The organism is Natronobacterium haloterrestre, assembly GCF_900112205.1.
Taxonomy (GTDB): domain Archaea; phylum Halobacteriota; class Halobacteria; order Halobacteriales; family Natrialbaceae; genus Natronobacterium; species Natronobacterium haloterrestre.
The window spans coordinates 269,956-286,955 of sequence record NZ_FOKW01000001.1; the positions used below are offsets into that span (position 1 = coordinate 269,956).

The following is a 17,000-nucleotide window of genomic DNA, read 5'->3' on the forward strand; positions in this document are numbered from 1 at the left end:
GTACACTTATATTCCTTCCGAGTCGACTCCGACCGAAGTAAACGACGCCGAAACGCCGCCGAGCGTGCACTGCACGTCCGTCGCACAATCGGCTCAATGGACGCAACGGCTCCGATACAGACGATGACTGGTCGAACCCGCGTCGTCTTCGCCGACGATACGCCACCGGAGGGACTCGAGTCCCCGCTCGACGACGGAACGGACGACACCGACACTATCGACGGTGCCGTCACGACGGTCGTCGACGGCGTTCGGGACTGCCTGGAGGCTCTCCCGAGTGCAGACTGCGTAGTCGTCGCGGGCCTCCCGGAGACCGATCCCGTGGACCTCTGTGAACGGATCCGCGACCGGCGGCCGAACGTGCCGATCGTCGCCTTCCCGACCGACGGGAGCGAGGCCCTCGCGGGCGAACTCGTCGCCGCGGGGGTCGACGGCTACGTTCCGCGCTCGCAGGGTCTGGACACCCTCTCGAGGCGGATCCGAGAGCTAGTTTCCCCTGGACCGGGGTCGTCCGCCGACGGCGATCCGAAGACCCGCGACGCCGACACGGAACGCGATGGAACGGAGGGCGCGCCGGTCACCGCGACCAACACGATCGAGACCCTCGAGTCCGCGATGGCTCTCGATCCGGAGTACGCCGGTGCGGACGACCGGTCGGACCCCTCCTCTTCTTCCTCTTCTTCCTCTTCTTCCTCTCCCTCCTCGACGGACGACGGTGCTGGTTCGATCCGTGTCGACGAAGCTCTCGACAGGTTCTTCGAGGGAATTCCTCTCGCCGTCGTCGAGTGGAACCGCGAGTTCGAGGCGGTCGGCTGGAGCGCCACGGCGACGGGCCTGTTCGGCTACAGCGCGGAAGAGGCGCTCGGAACCTCTGCTTTCGAGTTACTGATTCCGGAATCCGAACGCGACACCGCCCGCGAGTACTGGTCGGAACTGGTCGACCAGCAGTACGGCCGCGGGCCCTCGACGCGGATCAACCGCAACGTCTGCGCGGACGGTTCGACTATCGTCTGTGAGTGGGTCAACACCCCTATTTTCGACGGCGACGAGGTCGTCGGCATTCTCTCGTACGCCCGCGACGTCTCGGAGGAACACAAACGCGCCAACGCCCTCGAGGCGCTCCAGGTGACGACTCACGAACTCATCCGGGCCGAATCCGCCGAGCGAATCGCGGAGATCGTGATTGACGCGACCGAAACGGTCCTCGAGCAGCCCCTCGGGACGATCCGCCTCTACGACGAGGAGGCCGGCCACCTCGAACTCGAGGGCGCCACCTCGGAACTCGAGGCCGTCGCGGCCGACGTCCCGCCGGTCGAACCCGGCGACTCCGACTTCTGGACGGCCTACGCCGACGGGGAGTCGATCGTCCTTACGGACGTCTCGAGCGACGGAATCCCGGTCGAGTTCGAACCGGACGCCGCCGTCTCGCTGGGGAACGCGATCCTGCATCCCGTCGGGGAGCACGGCCTGCTGACCATCGCGTCCTCGGGAGAGGATCGTCTCGATCCCACGGATATCCACCTCGTGCGAGTCCTGGCGGCGACGGTCGAGGCGGCACTCGATCGGACGGTTCGGACCCGGGAACTCGCACGGACCGAGACGATCGTCGAAGCCGTCGGCGACGGGGTCTACGCGCTCGACGCCGACGGCCGGTTCGTGACGGTCAACGATCGGCTAGCTGCGGTGACGGGGTACGACCGGGACGATCTCCTCGGAAGCCACGTCTCGACGATCCTCACCGACGAAAGCGACGCTCGCCGGCGCAAGCGCGTCCGCGCGCTCTCGTCGGTCGGCGAGGACGGCATCGCGACCTACGAGGCGACCCTCGAGGCGAGCGACGGCGAGACGGTACCCTGCGAGATCAACACGACGCTGTGGCGGCCGGAGGGAGGCGACGGGCCGGACGATTCCGTTCGGTCCGCGGCCGCCGACCGAACGGGAACCGTCGGCATCGTCCGCGACGTCACCGACCGCAAGCGAATGCAACGGGAGATCATCGATCAGAAAGCGAAGATCGAGAGCCTTCACGCGATCGCGTCCCGGCTCGACGACTGTGAGGACGGGGACGAGGTCTGCGAACTCGCCGTCGAAGCCGCCGAGGACGTGCTGAACTTCGACGCTTGCGCGGTCTATCTCGCCGACGAGGACGACGACTCGCTGGTCAAGCGGGCACTCTCCTCGGAGTTCGACGACCAGTACGAACGGCGCATCCCGCTCGACCGGGGGATCGCCGGCAAGACGTATCGGAACGAGCAGACCTACCGCATCGAGGACGTCGGCGAGCGGGACGACGCTCACCCGGCGACGGAGCGGTTCCGGTCGGCCCTGAGCGTTCCCATCGGCGATCGGGGCGTGTTCCAGGCCGCGTCAACGGAGTACGATGCGTTCGACGACGATGACAAGGAACTCGCCGAGCTCTTGCTGTCACACGTCTCCGATGCGCTCGAGCGGCTGGCCTTCGAGGCGGAGTTGCGCACCGAGCGTGACCGCTTTGCGGCGCTGTTCGAGAACGTTCCGGACGCCGTCGTCAGTTCGCGATACGTCGACGAGGGGGCCCAGCCGATCGTCGAGGCTGTCAACCCGGCGTTCGAACGCGTCTTCGGCTACGAGGAGTCCGAGTTGATCGGCGAATCCATCGACGACTATATCGTCCCCTCCGACCGCGGGGACGAAGCCGAGCGCATCAACCGGACCGGCAGCCAGGGCGACACCGTCGAGATGGAGGTCAAACGCCGGACGACCGACGGGCTCCGCGATTTCATGCTCCGGCTGGCTCCGATGGAGACCGACGGCTACTCCGAGCGAACCTTCGGCGTCTATACCGATATCACCGAGCGCAAACAGCACCGCAAGCGCGTCGAGATCCTCAACCGGGTGTTGCGTCACGACCTGCGCAACGGGATGAACATCATCGACGGCTGTGCGCAACTGCTTCTCGAGGAACTCCAGTCCCTCGAGAGCGACCCCGAGGTCGAACTCGACGTCGACGGGTGCGAACACGCCAGGGCGATCCAGGAACGGGCGAACGAACTCATCGAACTCGCGGAGAAGACCCGCGGGGTCGAACGTACCCTCGAGCGCGGCGATTCGGCGGCAAGTCGGATCGATCTCGCCGACCTGGTCTCCGACGCGGTCGGGCGACTCGAGCGGGAGTACCCCCACGCCGAGGTGACGACCTCGGTTCCCGACTGTACAGCCAGGGGGACCGAGTTCCTCGAGACGGCGCTGTTCCAGGTGCTCGAGAACGCGGTCGAGCACAACGACACCCCGCAGCCGTCGATCGAGGTAACGGTCGCGGACGCGGCTGAAGACGGAATGGTCCGGGTCTCGGTCGCCGACGACGGGCCGGGTATCCCGGCCGAGGAACGCGAACTCCTCCAGGAGGACCGCGAGATCACGCAGTTGCGCCACGCCAGCGGCCTGGGCCTGTGGCTCGTCAACTGGGTGGTCACCCACTCGGGCGGGCGACTCTCGTTTTCGGAGAACGGCTCGCGGGGGGCAGTAGTGACGATCGAGTTGCCGCGGGCGGAGTTCGACGGGGACGTCGAGTGCGGAAACGGTGAGCGAGACCGGGGTCGGCGTCGGGGTCGTGACCGGGGACTGGAGACCGACTCCGGGACGTAGCGCGTCGGTTCGTCTACCGCGTCAGCGGCTGGTTGAACCCCCGCTCGCGTTCCATGACCGTCTCCCAGGTCAGTTCACATTCACAGGAAACCTGCTCGAAGACCGACGGGTCCTGGCGCAGGTCGAAGTCCTTGATCGCCTTCTGGACGAGGTCGTCGCACTCCCCGCAGTTGTGCGGGCCGCGGTCGGAGCCGTGGCCGACCGGGTCCGAGACGACGATGGCGTCGACGTCGGCCGTCTCCTCGAGGACGTGGGCGATCGACCACATCCACGGCGGCCGGTAGCCGTCCGAGAAGTAGAGGTCGTCGACCATGGTGTAGCGCTGGACGTTACAGGGGTTCATCGAGACGGTATGGCAGCCGGAGACGTCGGCACAGCGTTCGATCGAGGAGATCATGTCTTCGACCGCTTCGGACTCCGTGAGGAACGGCGGCTTCATCAGGAGGTAGGCCTTGATGCCTGCGTCGGCGTCGTCGGCGTCCTCGTCCGCGGCGGCAGCCTCGGCGCAGGCCTCCTCGAAGTCCGCGAAGTCGAAGTACTTGTTCACGCAGTCGTGGCGCACGCGATCGGTCGCCGTCTCGAGGCCGATCGCGACGTCCGTATCGATCCCGTGCTGGGTGAAGTCGGCGATCTTCTCGCGGTCGACGAAGTCCGGCAGCGACTCGACGACGATCCGGTCGCGGTCGGCGAATGTGTCGGCGATCGCCCTGCGCGTTTCGGCACCGACCTCGCGTTCGTCGAGGAAGGAGCCGGAGGTGTAGATCTTGATGAGGTCCGCCGGCTCGTCGCCGTTATCCGCTTCGTGCTCGAGACAGACCTCGATCTGGTCCATCAGTGCCTCGTGAGAGACGCTCCCGCCGTCGACGCTCTCGGCGACGTAGCCACACATGGTACAGCCGCCGGCGCGGGCCCACCGGCAGCCGCCGGTGTTGAGAATGATCGTCAGGCTCCGTTTGACGCCGCCGGGGGTGTTGTCCTCGTCGAGCCAGACGCGGGTCGGCTCGTGGGGGTCGTAGCTGGCCTCCTTGCGCGAACGAATCTCGCGCATCACCTGGTTGTGGGCGTCCATGCCCTTGCCCTGCTCGTAGACTTCGGGCGTGGGTTGACTCATTAGAAGGGGAAAACGGCCCAGGCCGTAAAGCGCCTTCGTTGGCGCCGTTGGGCAGTCACCGCTCGAGCGGGACCTGCCCCGACCGGGACTCGCGGGTGAGCCAGCGTTCCGACCCGTGGCGTGTCAGTTACCGGTCGCGGACGAAAGCGGACGAAAGCGGACGACGACGCGTTCGGATCGAGACCCTTACAGCCGCATCTCCCGTGTCTCGACACCGTCACAGGACGGACAGACGAACTGGTACTGGACACGACTCCCCGTTGCCGTCACTCGCCATCCGGCCTCCGTGTCGCGGTAGCCACAGTGCCCGCACTCGACGGTCGACTCCTCGAACTTCTGGCGGAGCCGGTCGAAGGGTGATCGGTATGCTGACATATGTTACCGTATGACGCGCGAGGTAATAACATTCAGGGTGCCGGGGCGGCCGGGACCCCAATGGTTCTTGAAGCCTCCCTACCTATGGAGGCATATGAGTAATGCCGACGCGGAGCCCGGCGCGGGCGAGCCCAGTCGTTCGCCCGCGGCGGCTGCGCTTGACCACGTCGTCGATCCCGTCGTAGCCGTTGCTGACGGCCGGATCAGCTACGCGAACGGTGCCGCCCGACGGGTGTTCGGAATCCCCGAGAGCGACCTCGAGAACGAGAGCGTCGCCGAAACGGACCCGGGTTCCGTCCTCGAGGAGTGGGACCGACTCGAGGAGGCGATCAACGAGACGACCGTCGGGGCCGCACGCCGGGTCGACCTCGAGGCGGGAGGGTACGTCGCGCGAGTCCACCGCGACGCGGACGCGGCGACGATCGTGTTCCGGCCGGGCGACGACGTCGAGTCGACCGTGAGCGATCGCGTGATCAAAGACCGTGCGATCGACGAGGCACCGGTCGGGATCTCGATCTCCGACCCCGACCGCGAGGACAACCCGCTGGTCTACATCAACGACGCGTATCAGGAGATCACCGGCTACAACTACGACGACGTCGTCGGACGCAACTGCCGGCTCCTGCAGGGAGAAGACTCGAGCGAGGAGGCGATCGCCCAGATGGCGAAGGCCGTCGACGAGGACTATCCCGTCACCGTCGAGATCAAGAACTACCGCAAGGACGGCACCGAGTTCTGGAACGAGGTGACCATCGCGCCCGTCCGCAACGACGACGGCGAGGTCACGAACTACGTCGGCTTCCAGAACGACATCACCGCGCGCAAGGAGGCCGAACTCGAACTCGAGCGCCGAACCGAGGAACTCGAGTACATCCTCGACCGGGTCGAGGGACTGGTCCAGGACGTCACGGCCGCCGTCGCAGGTTCGACCGGCCGGGCACAACTCGAGGAGGCAGTCTGTGACCGGATCGCCTCGGAGGAGGCCTACGAAGGGGCCTGGATCGGCGAGCGCAACCCCGCGACGGGAACGATCGAGGTTCGGACGAGCGCGGGAATCGACTCCGATCCGGAACCGATCCCGATCGACGCCGACCACCCTGCCGCGGCGACGCTCCCGAACCAGGCCGTCGCCGTCGGTACCGTCGACGGGACGACGGTGGCCGCGTTCCCGCTGTTCTACAACGACATCGAGTACGGCGTGCTGACGCTGCACATCGAGGGCGATCGAGAGGTCGACGACCGAGAATCGGTGATCCTCTCGGCGCTCGCCCGCGCGGTCGCAAGCGGGGTCAACGCACGCGAGACCAGCCGCGTCCTCGAGACCGACGCGGTCGTCGCGGTCGAACTCGAGATCGAAGACGACGCCGTCGCCCCGGCCGCGCTCTCGGCCGACGCGGACTGTCACCTCGAGTACCGCCGTTCGGTCCACCGCTCGGGGGCCGACGGGACGGCCTCGATGTTCTCCGCGACGGGCGATCCCGCGGCGCTCGTCGACGCCGCCGCGGCCTACGAAGACCTCGACTGTCACGTGGTCGTCGAACGTGACGACGGCTGTCTGGTCGAACTCACCGGCGGCGACGATCCGGTCGGCTGGCTCTCGGAACGCGGCGTGCGCACCAAATCGGTCGAGGCCGAGGATGGCCGCGCGACCCTGACCCTCGAGATCCCGCGGTCCGCGAACGTCCGCTCGATCGTCGAGGCGGTCGAGGAGCGGTACGACCGGACCGACGTCCGCTCGTTCCGCCACCGCGACCGGGACGACGAGACCCGCCAGGAGTTCGCCGCCCGCCTCGAGAGCGACCTCACGGACCGGCAGTTCGCCGCGCTCCAGCGAGCGTACCTCGGGGGCTACTTCGAGTGGCCACGGCCGACGACCGGCGAGGAACTCGCCGACTCGATGGACGTCTCCCGGCCGACGTTCCACGAGCACCTGCGCTCCGCGGAGGGAAAGCTTTGCAGGGCGTTCTTTGAAGGGGAGTAGGGCTGAATCCGTCGTTACCGGGGCTGTAGCCCCTCGTTAGCGGCCCAAACCGTACCCGGCGTTTATACTGCGGGTCGTGATACCGACGTCTATGCTCGAGTACGCACTACCGCTTCAGGCCGGCGGCGAGTTCCTTTACTGGGCGATCGTGTTCTTCGTCCTCGCGATCATCGCGGCGGCGGTCGGCGCGCGCGGGGTCGCCGGAATCTCCATGGAGATCGCCCGGATCTTCGTGCTCGTCTTCATCGTGCTCGCGATCGTTGCGCTGTTACTGTGAGCGCGGTCGAGACGGTAGGACAACGGGACACGGAACGGCGAGGCGGCGTCGGTAGCAGCGGTCCCGACTCATCGATCGGAGCCGCTGTCCACCCGGTTCGTGCGGGACCAGTTACGCTACGGCAGCACTTGCCCCGCCCGACGAGCAGGAAAAGCGGCAATCGTCTCCGGGATTCACCCGTCTCGAGTGTGTAACCAATATTGGTTACCTTGCGTTGGCAACCCCTAACACCCTGGAGACCGAAGATAAGGACGAGGCGTTACCATGACAGAACTCGGCGGTTTCCAGGACAGGGTCGCCCGCGTCGATCTCTCCGAGGGGTCGGTCGACTACGAGTCGATAGACGAGGAAGACGCGAAGAAATACATCGGGGCGCGGGGACTGGGGGTGAAGTACGTCTTCGAACAGGAGCCGGACGTGGATCCGCTCGGTCCCGACAATCTGCTTGCGTTCATGAACGGACCGCTGTCGGGCACGCAAGTGACGATGAGCGGCCGGATCGCGGTCTGTACCAAGTCGCCGCTGACCGGCACCGTTACCGACAGTCACCACGGCGGCTGGTCCGGCGCGCGTCTGAAGTGGGCCGGTTTCGACGGTCTACTGTTCGAGGGCGAGGCCGACGACCCGGTCTACGCCGTCGTCGAGGACGGTGAGGTCGAACTCCGGGACGCCTCCCACGTCTGGGGGGAGGGCGTCCACGAGACCCGGGAGACCCTCGAGGAGGAGGTCGATGGGTCCTACGGGAAGAACCTGAGCTTCATGGGGATCGGCCCCGGCGGGGAGAACGAGGTTCGCTACGCCTGTATCATGAACGAGGACGACCGTGCCTCCGGCCGCGGTGGCACGGGCTGTGTCATGGGGTCGAAGAACCTCAAGGCCATCGTCGTGAAATCCGGCACGAAGATGCCCCAGCCGGCCGACCCCGAGACGTTCAAGGAGGGCCACCAGCAGGCGATGCAGGCCATCCAGGAGTCCGACGTTACCGCGCCCAACGAGGGCGGCCTCTCGCAGTTCGGGACGAACGTCCTGATGAACATCACCGAGGAGATGGACGGCCTGCCGACGCGCAACGCGAAGTACACCTCGACCCGGAGCATGCGCGACGCCGAGGACGCCGACCTGGACGCCGAGGAGGTCTCCGGCGAGAACGTCCGCGAGAACATCCTCGTCGACGAGCCGACCTGTCACTCCTGTCCCGTCGCCTGCAAGAAGGAAGTCGAGGTCCAGGCGATGCACAAGGGCGAGGAGATGAACGTCCGGATGGAGTCTTACGAGTACGAGTCGGCGTTCGCCCTCGGCCCCAACTCCGGCCACACAGAGCGCGACGACGTCGCCCTGATGATCGATCGCTGTAACGACATGGGGATCGACACCATCGAGACGGGCAACATGATGGCGATGGCCATGGAGATGACCGAGGAGGGCAAACTCGAGGACGTCGGCGGACTCGACTGGGGCGACACCGAGACGATGATCGAGATGATCGAGAAGATCGCCCACCGCGAGGACGAACTCGCCGACCTGCTCGCGGAGGGTGCCCGCCGCGTCGCCGACGAAATCGGCGCCCACGACAACTCTCTGGCGGTCAAGGGCCAGACGATCCCCGCCTACGACCCGCGCTGTATGAAGGGCATGGGGATCGGCTACGCCACCTCGAACCGCGGCGCGTGTCACCTGCGCGGCTACACGCCCGCCGCCGAAATCCTCGGCATCCCCGAGAAAGTCGATCCCTACGAGTGGGAAGGCAAGGGCGAACTCACCGCGGAGTTCCAGGACCTACACGCCATCAGCGACTCCTTCGACATCTGTAAGTTCAACGCCTTCGCGGAGGGCATCGAGGAGTACGTCCTGCAGTACAACGGCATGACCGGTCGCGACGTCTCCGAGGACGAACTGATGGAGGCCGGCGAACGCGTCTACAACCTCGAACGGTACTACAACAACCTCAACGGGTTTGACGGCTCCGACGACTCGCTGCCCGAGCGGTTCCTCGAGGACGGCATCCGCGGCCAGGGTGCAAGCGAGGGCGAGTACTGCGAACTCGAGGAGATGAAAGCGGAGTACTACGACTACCGCGGCTGGGTCGACGGCGTCGTTCCCGACGAGAAACTCGACGAACTCGGGATCGAGGTCGGCCCCGGCACGGGCGTCAGTAGCGAAGGCGGCGCCGCGGCTCCCTCGGACGACTGATCGATCCCCGAGGACTCCGTCGACGCGGTCGATCGATCGTCACTTCTCCGTTTTTCACCGCCGTGGGCGACAGCCCCGGCTCGCGTCGATCGCGAGGTCAGCCAGCAGGAACGCCACTCGGCCGACGGGGGATCGCTCCGAAACCGGAAAGCGGAGAGCAAAGGGCAGAGAGAAAGAGTAGATCGAATCCACCGGAAGTGCTCGAGACGTCCGCTACGACGGGCCCCGAGCCGCGCCGGTGATTGCAGCCGCGATCGCAGTCGCGGTCGCGGTTGCGGTCGCGTCGAATCGCTCGACAGTCCTCAGTCGCCGGCGATCGGGGCCGCGGACCCGCTCTGACTCTCCGCTTTCGTCAGCTCGAGTTCGACGCTGCCGTCGGCCAGGGAAACGACGACGTCGTCGAAACACGTCCGGTACTCGGTGGCGTGCTTGCCGGAGGTGTTGATCCGGACTTTCTCCTCGACGAGTCCGGCGTCGGTCAGTTTCTCGACTTTGCGGTAGGCGGTCGAGGTCGGAATGTCACACTGGTCCGAGAGTTCGGTCGCAGTCAGAGCCTCCTGGCTGGTCGCCTCGAGGATCGCCCGGCAGGCGTCGTCGTCCAGGGCCGAGAGCACGGTGCCGGCGTCGGCGGTTTCCTCTTCAGTGAGCCATCCTCGCGTCGCGTCTGGGTTCGTAGCGGACATCGTTCACTCTCTAGTATCCACCAGTCCCCCTCCAAATGAGTCCCAATAAATACAGGGCTCTTTATATGGGGTTGCCAGTATCGGCCGCGACAGCGTCCCTTCCCCGCGATTTGTGATACACGATACCACGGGTCGAGTGACCGGACCACTCGATTCGACGGCATCGAGGACAGAGGGTTTACGGAGGAGGGCCCCCCATCGATAGCCGTACCATGACCTCGGGAATCCGCGCCGAGATCAGGATCGACGACCCGCCGTCGTGCACCGTCGCCGACGCTGCAGCAGACACGAGCGGGACGGTCCACTCGGTCTCGAAGAGCGTCGATCCCGGCGCACCCGACCGCGTCGCCGAGGAGTTCCTGCTCGAGCCCGGGGAACCGGGCGACGATCCGGAACGTGACGGCGACCGTGAACTGACGGAGATTTTCTCCTACGGCTCGAGTTCCGTCTACCGCTTCGGCCGCGACCTCGGCTGTGGCTGTCCCTGCGAGATCGTCGAGGGGTTCGACTGTCCCGTCGTCGACGTGCGCGCGAACGGATCGTCGCTGTACATCACGTTTCACGCCCCGGACATGCAGGGGCTGCAGGCGATCATCGGCGAACTCCAGGAGCAGTGTTCGACCATCGACGTCCAGCGGCTGCTCCAGTCCCAGCAGGACCACAGCGAACAGAACCTGGTGTTCGTCGACCGAAGCACGCTGACCGCGCGCCAGCTCGAGGTACTCGAGACGGCCCACCGGATGGGGTACTTCGAACACCCGAAGCGGGCGAACGCCGGCGAGGTTGCCGACGAACTCGGGATTACGGGTACGACCTTCACGGAACATCTCGCCGCGGCACAGACGAAACTCCTGGACGCGATTCTCGACCACGACGGAGGCGGTCGATAGTTCATGGTTCAAGAACTCTTCGGGAACTACTGGTTTCCGGAACCGAACCGCAATCCTATATATAACGGACGAACAGCTATGAACGTAGCCAGCCTACGTCTCCACCGGACCCGAACGAGCACGCCAGATCGAACACGAATTCCGACATGAGCAGATACGAATTCACCTGCCCGGAGTGCGGGCAAGAAATCGAAGTCAATGATTCGATGCGGGAAGCGACCCTGAACCACGGTTGTCCCGTCTGTGGTGCCGAAGTGTCGCCGGCCGACTTCGCCGGTAAACAGCAGACGAACTAGTCGGCCGTCCGGTAACTCTCCGGGGTCGGTCTCCGTTCCCGTTTCCCGTCTCCCGTCTCTGACAGTCTCCTCTTCCGATCGCGTTCGATCCTCGACGTACCGCAGGACGGACGAGAGTTCGGCTTCGTCCAGTTTCCGATCCTCGCGGTCGTCCCCTCGGAACTCGGCCTACTTCTCTCGGTCGACGACCGTCCGCCGTCCCTCGAGCGTCTCGGGAGAGAGTCGATAGAGTTCGATATCGAGTTCGTCTTTCCCCTGTGCCCAGATCTCGAACAGCGGCCGTCTCGCGTCACCGTACTGGGCGATCTGGTCCGGCGTCAGCTCCCCCGGGGCGATGTTCTCGAGGGTTCCTTTGCCGATCACGCTCCGGTAAGTCGACTCGGCCTCGTCGTAGATGACGAGTCGGCTCTCGGGCGTCGAGTCGAGGAACTCCCGCTTCTCGCTGTCCGGGGTCGAGACGAGTCGCATGTAGAAGTCCTGGTTCTCCTCGTCGTACCCGTACGAGATCGGGATGGAGTAAGGTTCGTTATCGCGCGCAAGGGAGAGGACGCCGGTCTCGTGCCGACTCAGAAAGTCGTCGATCTCCGCGTCGGTCATTTCGGTTTCTTGGTCGATGGCCATCGTCTCAGTGCTTTGCCAAAGGTGAAACATGATCTTTATAGTTTTGACCTTCCCTCGCAGCGTCGTCCGCCGAGTTCGCACTGCGAGCTTCGAAAACAGCGGCGTCCGCGCGGACCGTTCGTCGAACGCTGGCGGCGAGTCACGGAAGGTCGTACGGATTGCTGCCGATGTCCCGGCACAACTGCCGCCCGGGTCGCGGGTGCGCCGGAACTGACGGACAGTAACCCGTAGCAGTCGCTAGTCGGCGTCGGTATCTGGGGCGTCGACCCCCACGAGCACCGGCTCGCGGATCTCGAGGGAGGTCTCGAACTCGTCCTCGCGGTCGGCGCGACGGCCGAGACGCAGGAGTTGCTCCTCGTGGGCGCGCCGAACCGCGGCGCGTTCGCGCCGCTCGAAGCCGAGTTCCTCACCGACGGTCTCCCAGTGGCCCCACTCGACGAGGAACGCCTCGAGTCCGCCGTCACCGTTTTCGGTGCCGGGACCGGCGTACACCCGTTCGTACTCCGGCCGATACTCCTCCAGGTCGGCCTCGAGGGCGGTCTGTGCTCGTTCGACGAGGTCCGGCAGACGGTCGGCGGGGACGCTCGCCTTCGCGGCGGTGAGCATGAGGACCTGCCCGTCGATGGGGACGTCGCTCACGATTACCCACCCGCCCGCATCGCCTTCTGTGCGAAGTCGTCGACGAGCGACTCGAGAGCGTCCTCGTCGCCCTCGAAGACGACGGTGATCTCGGTCAGCGACAGGGAGGGACCGATCTCGACGGTATCGCTCGAGAACGTGGCCGTCCACTCCCCGTCCTCGTCCGCGACCGTGTCGTCGGCCACTCGTTCGCCGCCCAGGTTCGTCAGGTATCGCACCGCGAGGCGCTCGGAAATCCCGCGAAAGGAGCGCTCGACGCGAGTCGTCATACCCGCCTTTGGGTTTCCGCGAGTAAATTCGTTCGCAAGGAGGTTAGCTACGTCCCCGATCTCTCACGCGATCGGCAGGCCGGTGCCGGCCGCGAGCGCCCGGAACGCGACCACCGAGAGCACGCCGGCACAGAGGGCAAACAGGATGTTCTCGGTGCGCCACATGACCCCGAGCACGACGGCGGCCGCCGCCCACTCGGGCGGCCCGCCCGCGGCGAGTTCCGGCCCGAGCAGGGCAATTACGATCGCGCCGGGGAGTACGGAGAGACCGGCCTCGAGTCGGTCGCCCAGTTCGACCTGTCGGACGAGCCAGATACCGCCGACTTTCGTGAGGACCGTGACGGCGGCCATCGCGAGGATGACGGCGACGACGGACGGATCCAGCGACAGGGCGCCGTCAGTCATCGTACCGGATCACCTCGACGGCCGCGGCGACCAGTCCGCCCAGCAGGATGTACCACCGGCCCGGGAGGAACTCGGCGGCGACGACGGCGGTCCCGAGCGCGACGACCCAGGGAACGAGCGTCGACCGCCCCTCCCACAACTCGGCCGCGAGCGCGACGAAGACGGCCGCGAGGATGAAGTCGAACCCGTACCGCGTGGGATCGCCGACGAGTTCGCCGGCGACCGCGCCGAGGATCGTCGCGCCGACCCAGAAGAGCCAGATCGCGATCCCGCTCCCCAGCAGGAACGCACCCCGTGCGTTCCCGGCCCGCAGGTCCCGCATCGTCAGCGCCCAGTTCTCGTCGGCCATGAAGTAGAGACTCCCGTAGACTTTCGCGGGAGAGAGCCGCTCGAACCACGGCTGCAGCGCCGCCCCCATCAGCGAGTACCGAAGGTTGATCGCGAACACGGTGAAGACGATGGTCGCGGCCGGGAGCGGATCGGCCCACAGTTCCACGGCGACGATCTGGGACGCGCCCGCGAGGACGGTCCCGCTCATCAACGCCGCTTCGGCGACGCTCAGCCCGACCTGGCTGGCAAGCACGCCGAAAGCGATGCCGTAGCCGCCGACCCCGAGTGCGACCGGAAGGCAGTTGAGAAAGCCGGCCCGGAGCCCGTCCCGCCCGAACGTGATGTGGGCGGGATCGGGGTCGGGGTCGGGGTCGGAACCGGGACCGGGACCGGGACCGACCTCACGTTCGAGTTCGGCCCCCGAATCGACGGCGGTCGCGGGATCGAGCCCCTCGCCGCCGTCGCGAGCGTCTTCATCGGTCCGGCTCGGCCGCTCGAGGTCGTCGGACGATTCGCCAGGTTCGGAGTCGAGATCCATCGAGGGTCTAGGTCACCCTCCTGCGCTCGAGGCGTAAATCGTTCCCGAAACCGCCGGCGGGCGAGGGGGAGACGTCGGCCGCGGCCCCGGTCAGCGCCCGTCGCAGCCGCCTGCAACCGGCGGGAACACCGACACGACGTCGCCGTCCTCGAGTTCCGTCTCGGGACCCTCCATGTGGGTCACGTCGCGGCCGTTCTTGAGCACGCTCAACTGGCCCCGGATCGCGCCGTCGCTGAGCAGTTGCCCCTCTAGCCCCTCGTACTCCGACTCGAGTGTCGCGAGCACCTCGCCGACGGTCACGTCCCCGCCGAACTCCCGCGTGTGTTCCTTCTGGCCGACGGCCTCGCGAAAGGTCGCGAAGAATCGCAGGTCGATCTCCATAGATGAGGGTCGTCGTCAGTCGACATAATACGGACGGTCAGCGACGGGGCTACGACGCGGACGCGGCCGGCGAGGTAGTATAGGAGATCGACTCCACCTCCGCGCGCTCGAGGGCGTCGTCGATCGCGTTCGCACCGATCTCGACCGCCCGGTCGGCGTCGTCGGCCGTAACCGTCACCGTGACCGCGAACCCGACGGTGACGGTATAGGGATCGAAGGGACCGGCCGGGTGCTCGTACACTTCGGCGCCGTCGACCGTCCAGTCGGCGATCGTTCCCTCGTCGGTCAGTCCCTCGAGCGTCTCGGTCAGTTCCGCGGTCGCCTCGTCGCGGGCGGTCGTATCGCTTCCCTCGTGTAGCGTGACGAGGGTGGTTCCCTCGCGTGAGACGGCAAACTCCGTGTCGCGCTCCATACCGTTCACTGACACTGAACGGATTTGAACCCTTGGGAGGAAATCGCGCGGTGTGAATCCACACGGCCCCCGAGCGACCACGCGAGTGTCGGCCGTCGACTTATCGGTCCCTATACCGGATTCGAACTCGAGAATGACTCGTACTCGTGAGCGGCGCCAGGAGCGATCGACGCGTCGACGACTGCTCGGGACCGCGGGCGGGGTGCTGTCGACGGTCGTCCTCGCCGGCTGTGGCGGTCCGGGTGAAGAGGGCGGCGGCGAGGACGACGGGGTCCAGCCCGAAGGCGAGGAAGGAGAGACCGAATCCGAGGAAGGTACCGGCAACGGTCAGGGCATGGCCGAAGAGGAAGAAGAGGAAGACGCCGGAATGGGCGAAGACGAGGAGGACGACGAGGACGACAGCTAGGCGCCCTGGGGAGAGAATCGGCGGGACGATCCGCCTTCGTACCGCTTTTCGGAGGAACGTCGCGGTCCGTTCCTGGCCCTGTCCTGTTCTCGTTCTCGAGCCGATACCGACCCGTCGCCCATCCAATGGATCGCCTCGAAAATCCGTCCGGATCGGGATCGCCTACGGCGCCGTAACGACCGCGTACACGGTTCGATAGAACGTATATGGCGCCCCTTCTCGTGTATGTCGCCACTTACAGACACGGTAGGGTCGATGATTATGTCGGCGGGTACGCGACCGTACTCGCTCGAGTCCGATGCGAGACGTGTGCCCCGTATGCGACGTGGTGACCGCAGCCCGACCGCCGTTCGGACGGTCCCGATTTCAGTCTCGAGGGTCGGTTGCGTCGGGGTCCCTGAGTGGTCGATCCCGGAGCTGGTGCTGTCGGCGTCGGTTCTCCTGTCCCGACCCTCGAAAACGGCGCCCGGAGCGATGCTATACGTCGACGTACTGGTCGACCCACTCCTGGCGACGCTGTAGAACGCGACGGCCTTTCGGCGTGAGCGCGTAGTAGTTCGTCCGCCGGTCGAGTTGCCCCTTCTCGACGAGTTCCTTCTCGACGAGCGTGTCGAGATTCGGATACAGCCGGCCGTGGGTTACCGGTTGGTCGATGTATCGATTGATGTCGTCGAGAATCTCCTGTCCGGACGGTCGATCTTTGCCTGCGATGACGTACAGCAAGTCACGCTGAAACCCTGTTAGCTGGTCCATGGATCACTCTCTGAATATCGACGTTCATCGATTCGTGGCTTTGTTATAGAGCTGATACGACGCTCGTGTTGCTCGGAACGCGGCACGTAGGCCCAGAACGGGCTCCTTGGGACGACCGAAAGGGGGCTCGAACCGGGACGGGGCGCTTTTCACGAGCCCCGTTCTACGGCGGGTATGAGCGACCGACTCGCCTGGGAAACCGGGGACCGACGAGTAGCGTACACGTGTCCCGGCTTCGACGTCGTTAACGAATCCGTTCGGCTTCCGGACGGGACCGAAACCGAGTTCGATTACGTCTCCGAACCGGCGAGCGTCTGCGTGTTGCCCTTTACGCCCGACGGCGACGTCGTCTGCATCGAGGAGTGGCGACAGGCCGTCGACCGCGTCAGTCACGGCCTGCCGGTCGGCGGCGTCGAACCCGCCGACGACGACCTCGAGGCCGCGGCCCACCGCGAACTCGCCGAGGAGACGGGTCACGAGGCCGAGCGACTGGAGCCGCTCGTGACCGTCGAACCCGCGAACGGCATCGCCGACTCCGTCATGCACTTCTTCGTCGCGTCCGGCTGTCGACCGACCGCCGAGCAGGACTTAGATCACAACGAGAGCATCCGCGTCCGGCAACGGGCGTTCGACGACCTCCTCGCGGCGGTACGCGACGGCGAGATTCGCGACGGGCGGACGGTGCTCGCCGTGGCGTACTATCGGCTGCTCGAGGAGTAGCGACCGGAAAAGAAAATTCGGGATCGGTCGGGTCAGCCCCCGGTCGGCGGGTGCCCGCCGACCGCTCGCCCGGAGGTGGACTTCGGATCGATGTGAGGG

19 protein-coding genes are annotated in these 17,000 nt (G+C 66.0%); 8 read left to right on the forward strand and 11 right to left on the reverse strand.

The window, feature by feature from the left end:
* The first annotated feature begins 123 nt into the window (after positions 1 to 123).
* Positions 124 to 3,624 (forward strand): PAS domain S-box protein, encoded by a 3,501-nt coding sequence (locus BM113_RS01310; RefSeq protein ID WP_089785544.1) that lies wholly within the window; start codon positions 124 to 126, stop codon positions 3,622 to 3,624.
* A gap of 13 nt (positions 3,625 to 3,637) precedes the next feature.
* Here BM113_RS01310 and BM113_RS01315 read toward each other — a convergent pair whose 3' ends face one another.
* Both BM113_RS01315 and BM113_RS01320 read right to left on the reverse strand, forming a co-directional pair.
* Positions 3,638 to 4,735, reverse strand: coding sequence for an archaeosine biosynthesis radical SAM protein RaSEA (locus BM113_RS01315; RefSeq protein WP_089784680.1), 1,098 nt, complete (start codon positions 4,733 to 4,735; stop codon positions 3,638 to 3,640).
* Positions 4,736 to 4,921: 186 nt separating this feature from the next.
* Entirely contained in the window at positions 4,922 to 5,110 is a 189-nt protein-coding gene (locus BM113_RS01320; protein WP_007142265.1) for an HVO_0649 family zinc finger protein, read from the reverse strand.
* A gap of 94 nt (positions 5,111 to 5,204) precedes the next feature.
* On the opposite strand from BM113_RS01320, the gene BM113_RS01325 reads away from it, so the two are divergent.
* The 3 genes from BM113_RS01325 to BM113_RS01335 all read left to right on the forward strand — a co-directional run bounded on the left by BM113_RS01325 (position 5,205) and on the right by BM113_RS01335 (position 9,558).
* Positions 5,205 to 7,091, forward strand: coding sequence for a bacterio-opsin activator domain-containing protein (locus BM113_RS01325; RefSeq protein ID WP_089784682.1), 1,887 nt, complete (start codon positions 5,205 to 5,207; stop codon positions 7,089 to 7,091).
* Between the two features lie 91 nt (positions 7,092 to 7,182).
* Entirely contained in the window at positions 7,183 to 7,368 is a 186-nt protein-coding gene (locus tag BM113_RS01330; protein ID WP_089784684.1) for a DUF1328 family protein, read from the forward strand.
* 264 nt (positions 7,369 to 7,632) lie between these two features.
* Positions 7,633 to 9,558 carry an aldehyde ferredoxin oxidoreductase family protein gene (locus BM113_RS01335; protein WP_089784686.1) on the forward strand — a complete coding sequence of 642 codons (1,926 nt, stop codon included), beginning with the start codon at positions 7,633 to 7,635 and terminating at the stop codon, positions 9,556 to 9,558.
* Positions 9,559 to 9,860: 302 nt separating this feature from the next.
* Here the strand turns inward: BM113_RS01335 and BM113_RS01340 are convergent, their stop codons facing one another.
* Positions 9,861 to 10,241: a winged helix-turn-helix domain-containing protein gene (locus BM113_RS01340; RefSeq protein ID WP_007142269.1), complete on the reverse strand. Its 381-nt coding sequence runs from the start codon at positions 10,239 to 10,241 to the stop codon at positions 9,861 to 9,863.
* Positions 10,242 to 10,453: 212 nt separating this feature from the next.
* On the opposite strand from BM113_RS01340, the gene BM113_RS01345 reads away from it, so the two are divergent.
* Entirely contained in the window at positions 10,454 to 11,131 is a 678-nt protein-coding gene (locus tag BM113_RS01345) for a helix-turn-helix domain-containing protein (protein WP_089784687.1), read from the forward strand.
* A 146-nt stretch (positions 11,132 to 11,277) separates the two neighbouring features.
* Positions 11,278 to 11,427, forward strand: coding sequence for a DUF7560 family zinc ribbon protein (locus BM113_RS01350; protein WP_089784688.1), 150 nt, complete (start codon positions 11,278 to 11,280; stop codon positions 11,425 to 11,427).
* Between the two features lie 168 nt (positions 11,428 to 11,595).
* Here the strand turns inward: BM113_RS01350 and BM113_RS01355 are convergent, their stop codons facing one another.
* The 7 genes from BM113_RS01355 to BM113_RS01385 all read right to left on the reverse strand — a co-directional run bounded on the left by BM113_RS01355 (position 11,596) and on the right by BM113_RS01385 (position 15,022).
* Positions 11,596 to 12,048, reverse strand: coding sequence for a pyridoxamine 5'-phosphate oxidase family protein (locus tag BM113_RS01355; RefSeq protein WP_089784690.1), 453 nt, complete (start codon positions 12,046 to 12,048; stop codon positions 11,596 to 11,598).
* 237 nt (positions 12,049 to 12,285) lie between these two features.
* Positions 12,286 to 12,687, reverse strand: a complete 402-nt coding sequence (locus BM113_RS01360) for a DUF8048 family protein (protein WP_089784691.1) — start codon at positions 12,685 to 12,687, stop codon at positions 12,286 to 12,288.
* 2 nt (positions 12,688 to 12,689) lie between these two features.
* Positions 12,690 to 12,956: a MoaD-like domain-containing protein gene (locus BM113_RS01365; RefSeq protein WP_089784693.1), complete on the reverse strand. Its 267-nt coding sequence runs from the start codon at positions 12,954 to 12,956 to the stop codon at positions 12,690 to 12,692.
* A 63-nt stretch (positions 12,957 to 13,019) separates the two neighbouring features.
* The gene (locus BM113_RS01370) at positions 13,020 to 13,361 is read right to left on the reverse strand and encodes an AzlD family protein (protein WP_089784695.1); all 342 of its coding nucleotides are present in this window, start codon (positions 13,359 to 13,361) and stop codon (positions 13,020 to 13,022) included.
* On the reverse strand, positions 13,354 to 14,229 hold the full coding sequence (locus BM113_RS01375) for an AzlC family ABC transporter permease (RefSeq protein ID WP_089784696.1): 876 nt from the start codon (positions 14,227 to 14,229) through the stop codon (positions 13,354 to 13,356). The genes BM113_RS01370 and BM113_RS01375 overlap by 8 nt, the downstream gene beginning before the upstream one ends.
* A 90-nt stretch (positions 14,230 to 14,319) precedes the next feature.
* Entirely contained in the window at positions 14,320 to 14,610 is a 291-nt protein-coding gene (locus BM113_RS01380; RefSeq protein ID WP_089784698.1) for a ubiquitin-like small modifier protein 1, read from the reverse strand.
* 49 nt (positions 14,611 to 14,659) lie between these two features.
* Positions 14,660 to 15,022: a hypothetical protein gene (locus BM113_RS01385; protein ID WP_089784699.1), complete on the reverse strand. Its 363-nt coding sequence runs from the start codon at positions 15,020 to 15,022 to the stop codon at positions 14,660 to 14,662.
* A gap of 133 nt (positions 15,023 to 15,155) precedes the next feature.
* On the opposite strand from BM113_RS01385, the gene BM113_RS01390 reads away from it, so the two are divergent.
* On the forward strand, positions 15,156 to 15,428 hold the full coding sequence (locus tag BM113_RS01390) for a hypothetical protein (protein WP_089784701.1): 273 nt from the start codon (positions 15,156 to 15,158) through the stop codon (positions 15,426 to 15,428).
* A gap of 477 nt (positions 15,429 to 15,905) precedes the next feature.
* Here the strand turns inward: BM113_RS01390 and BM113_RS01395 are convergent, their stop codons facing one another.
* On the reverse strand, positions 15,906 to 16,181 hold the full coding sequence (locus tag BM113_RS01395) for a PadR family transcriptional regulator (RefSeq protein WP_006089028.1): 276 nt from the start codon (positions 16,179 to 16,181) through the stop codon (positions 15,906 to 15,908).
* Positions 16,182 to 16,355: 174 nt separating this feature from the next.
* Here BM113_RS01395 and BM113_RS01400 point away from each other — a divergent pair, with 174 nt between their 5' ends.
* A complete protein-coding gene (locus BM113_RS01400; protein ID WP_089784702.1) occupies positions 16,356 to 16,901 on the forward strand; it encodes an NUDIX hydrolase in 546 nt (181 codons plus the stop codon).
* Positions 16,902 to 17,000 lie beyond the last annotated feature (99 nt).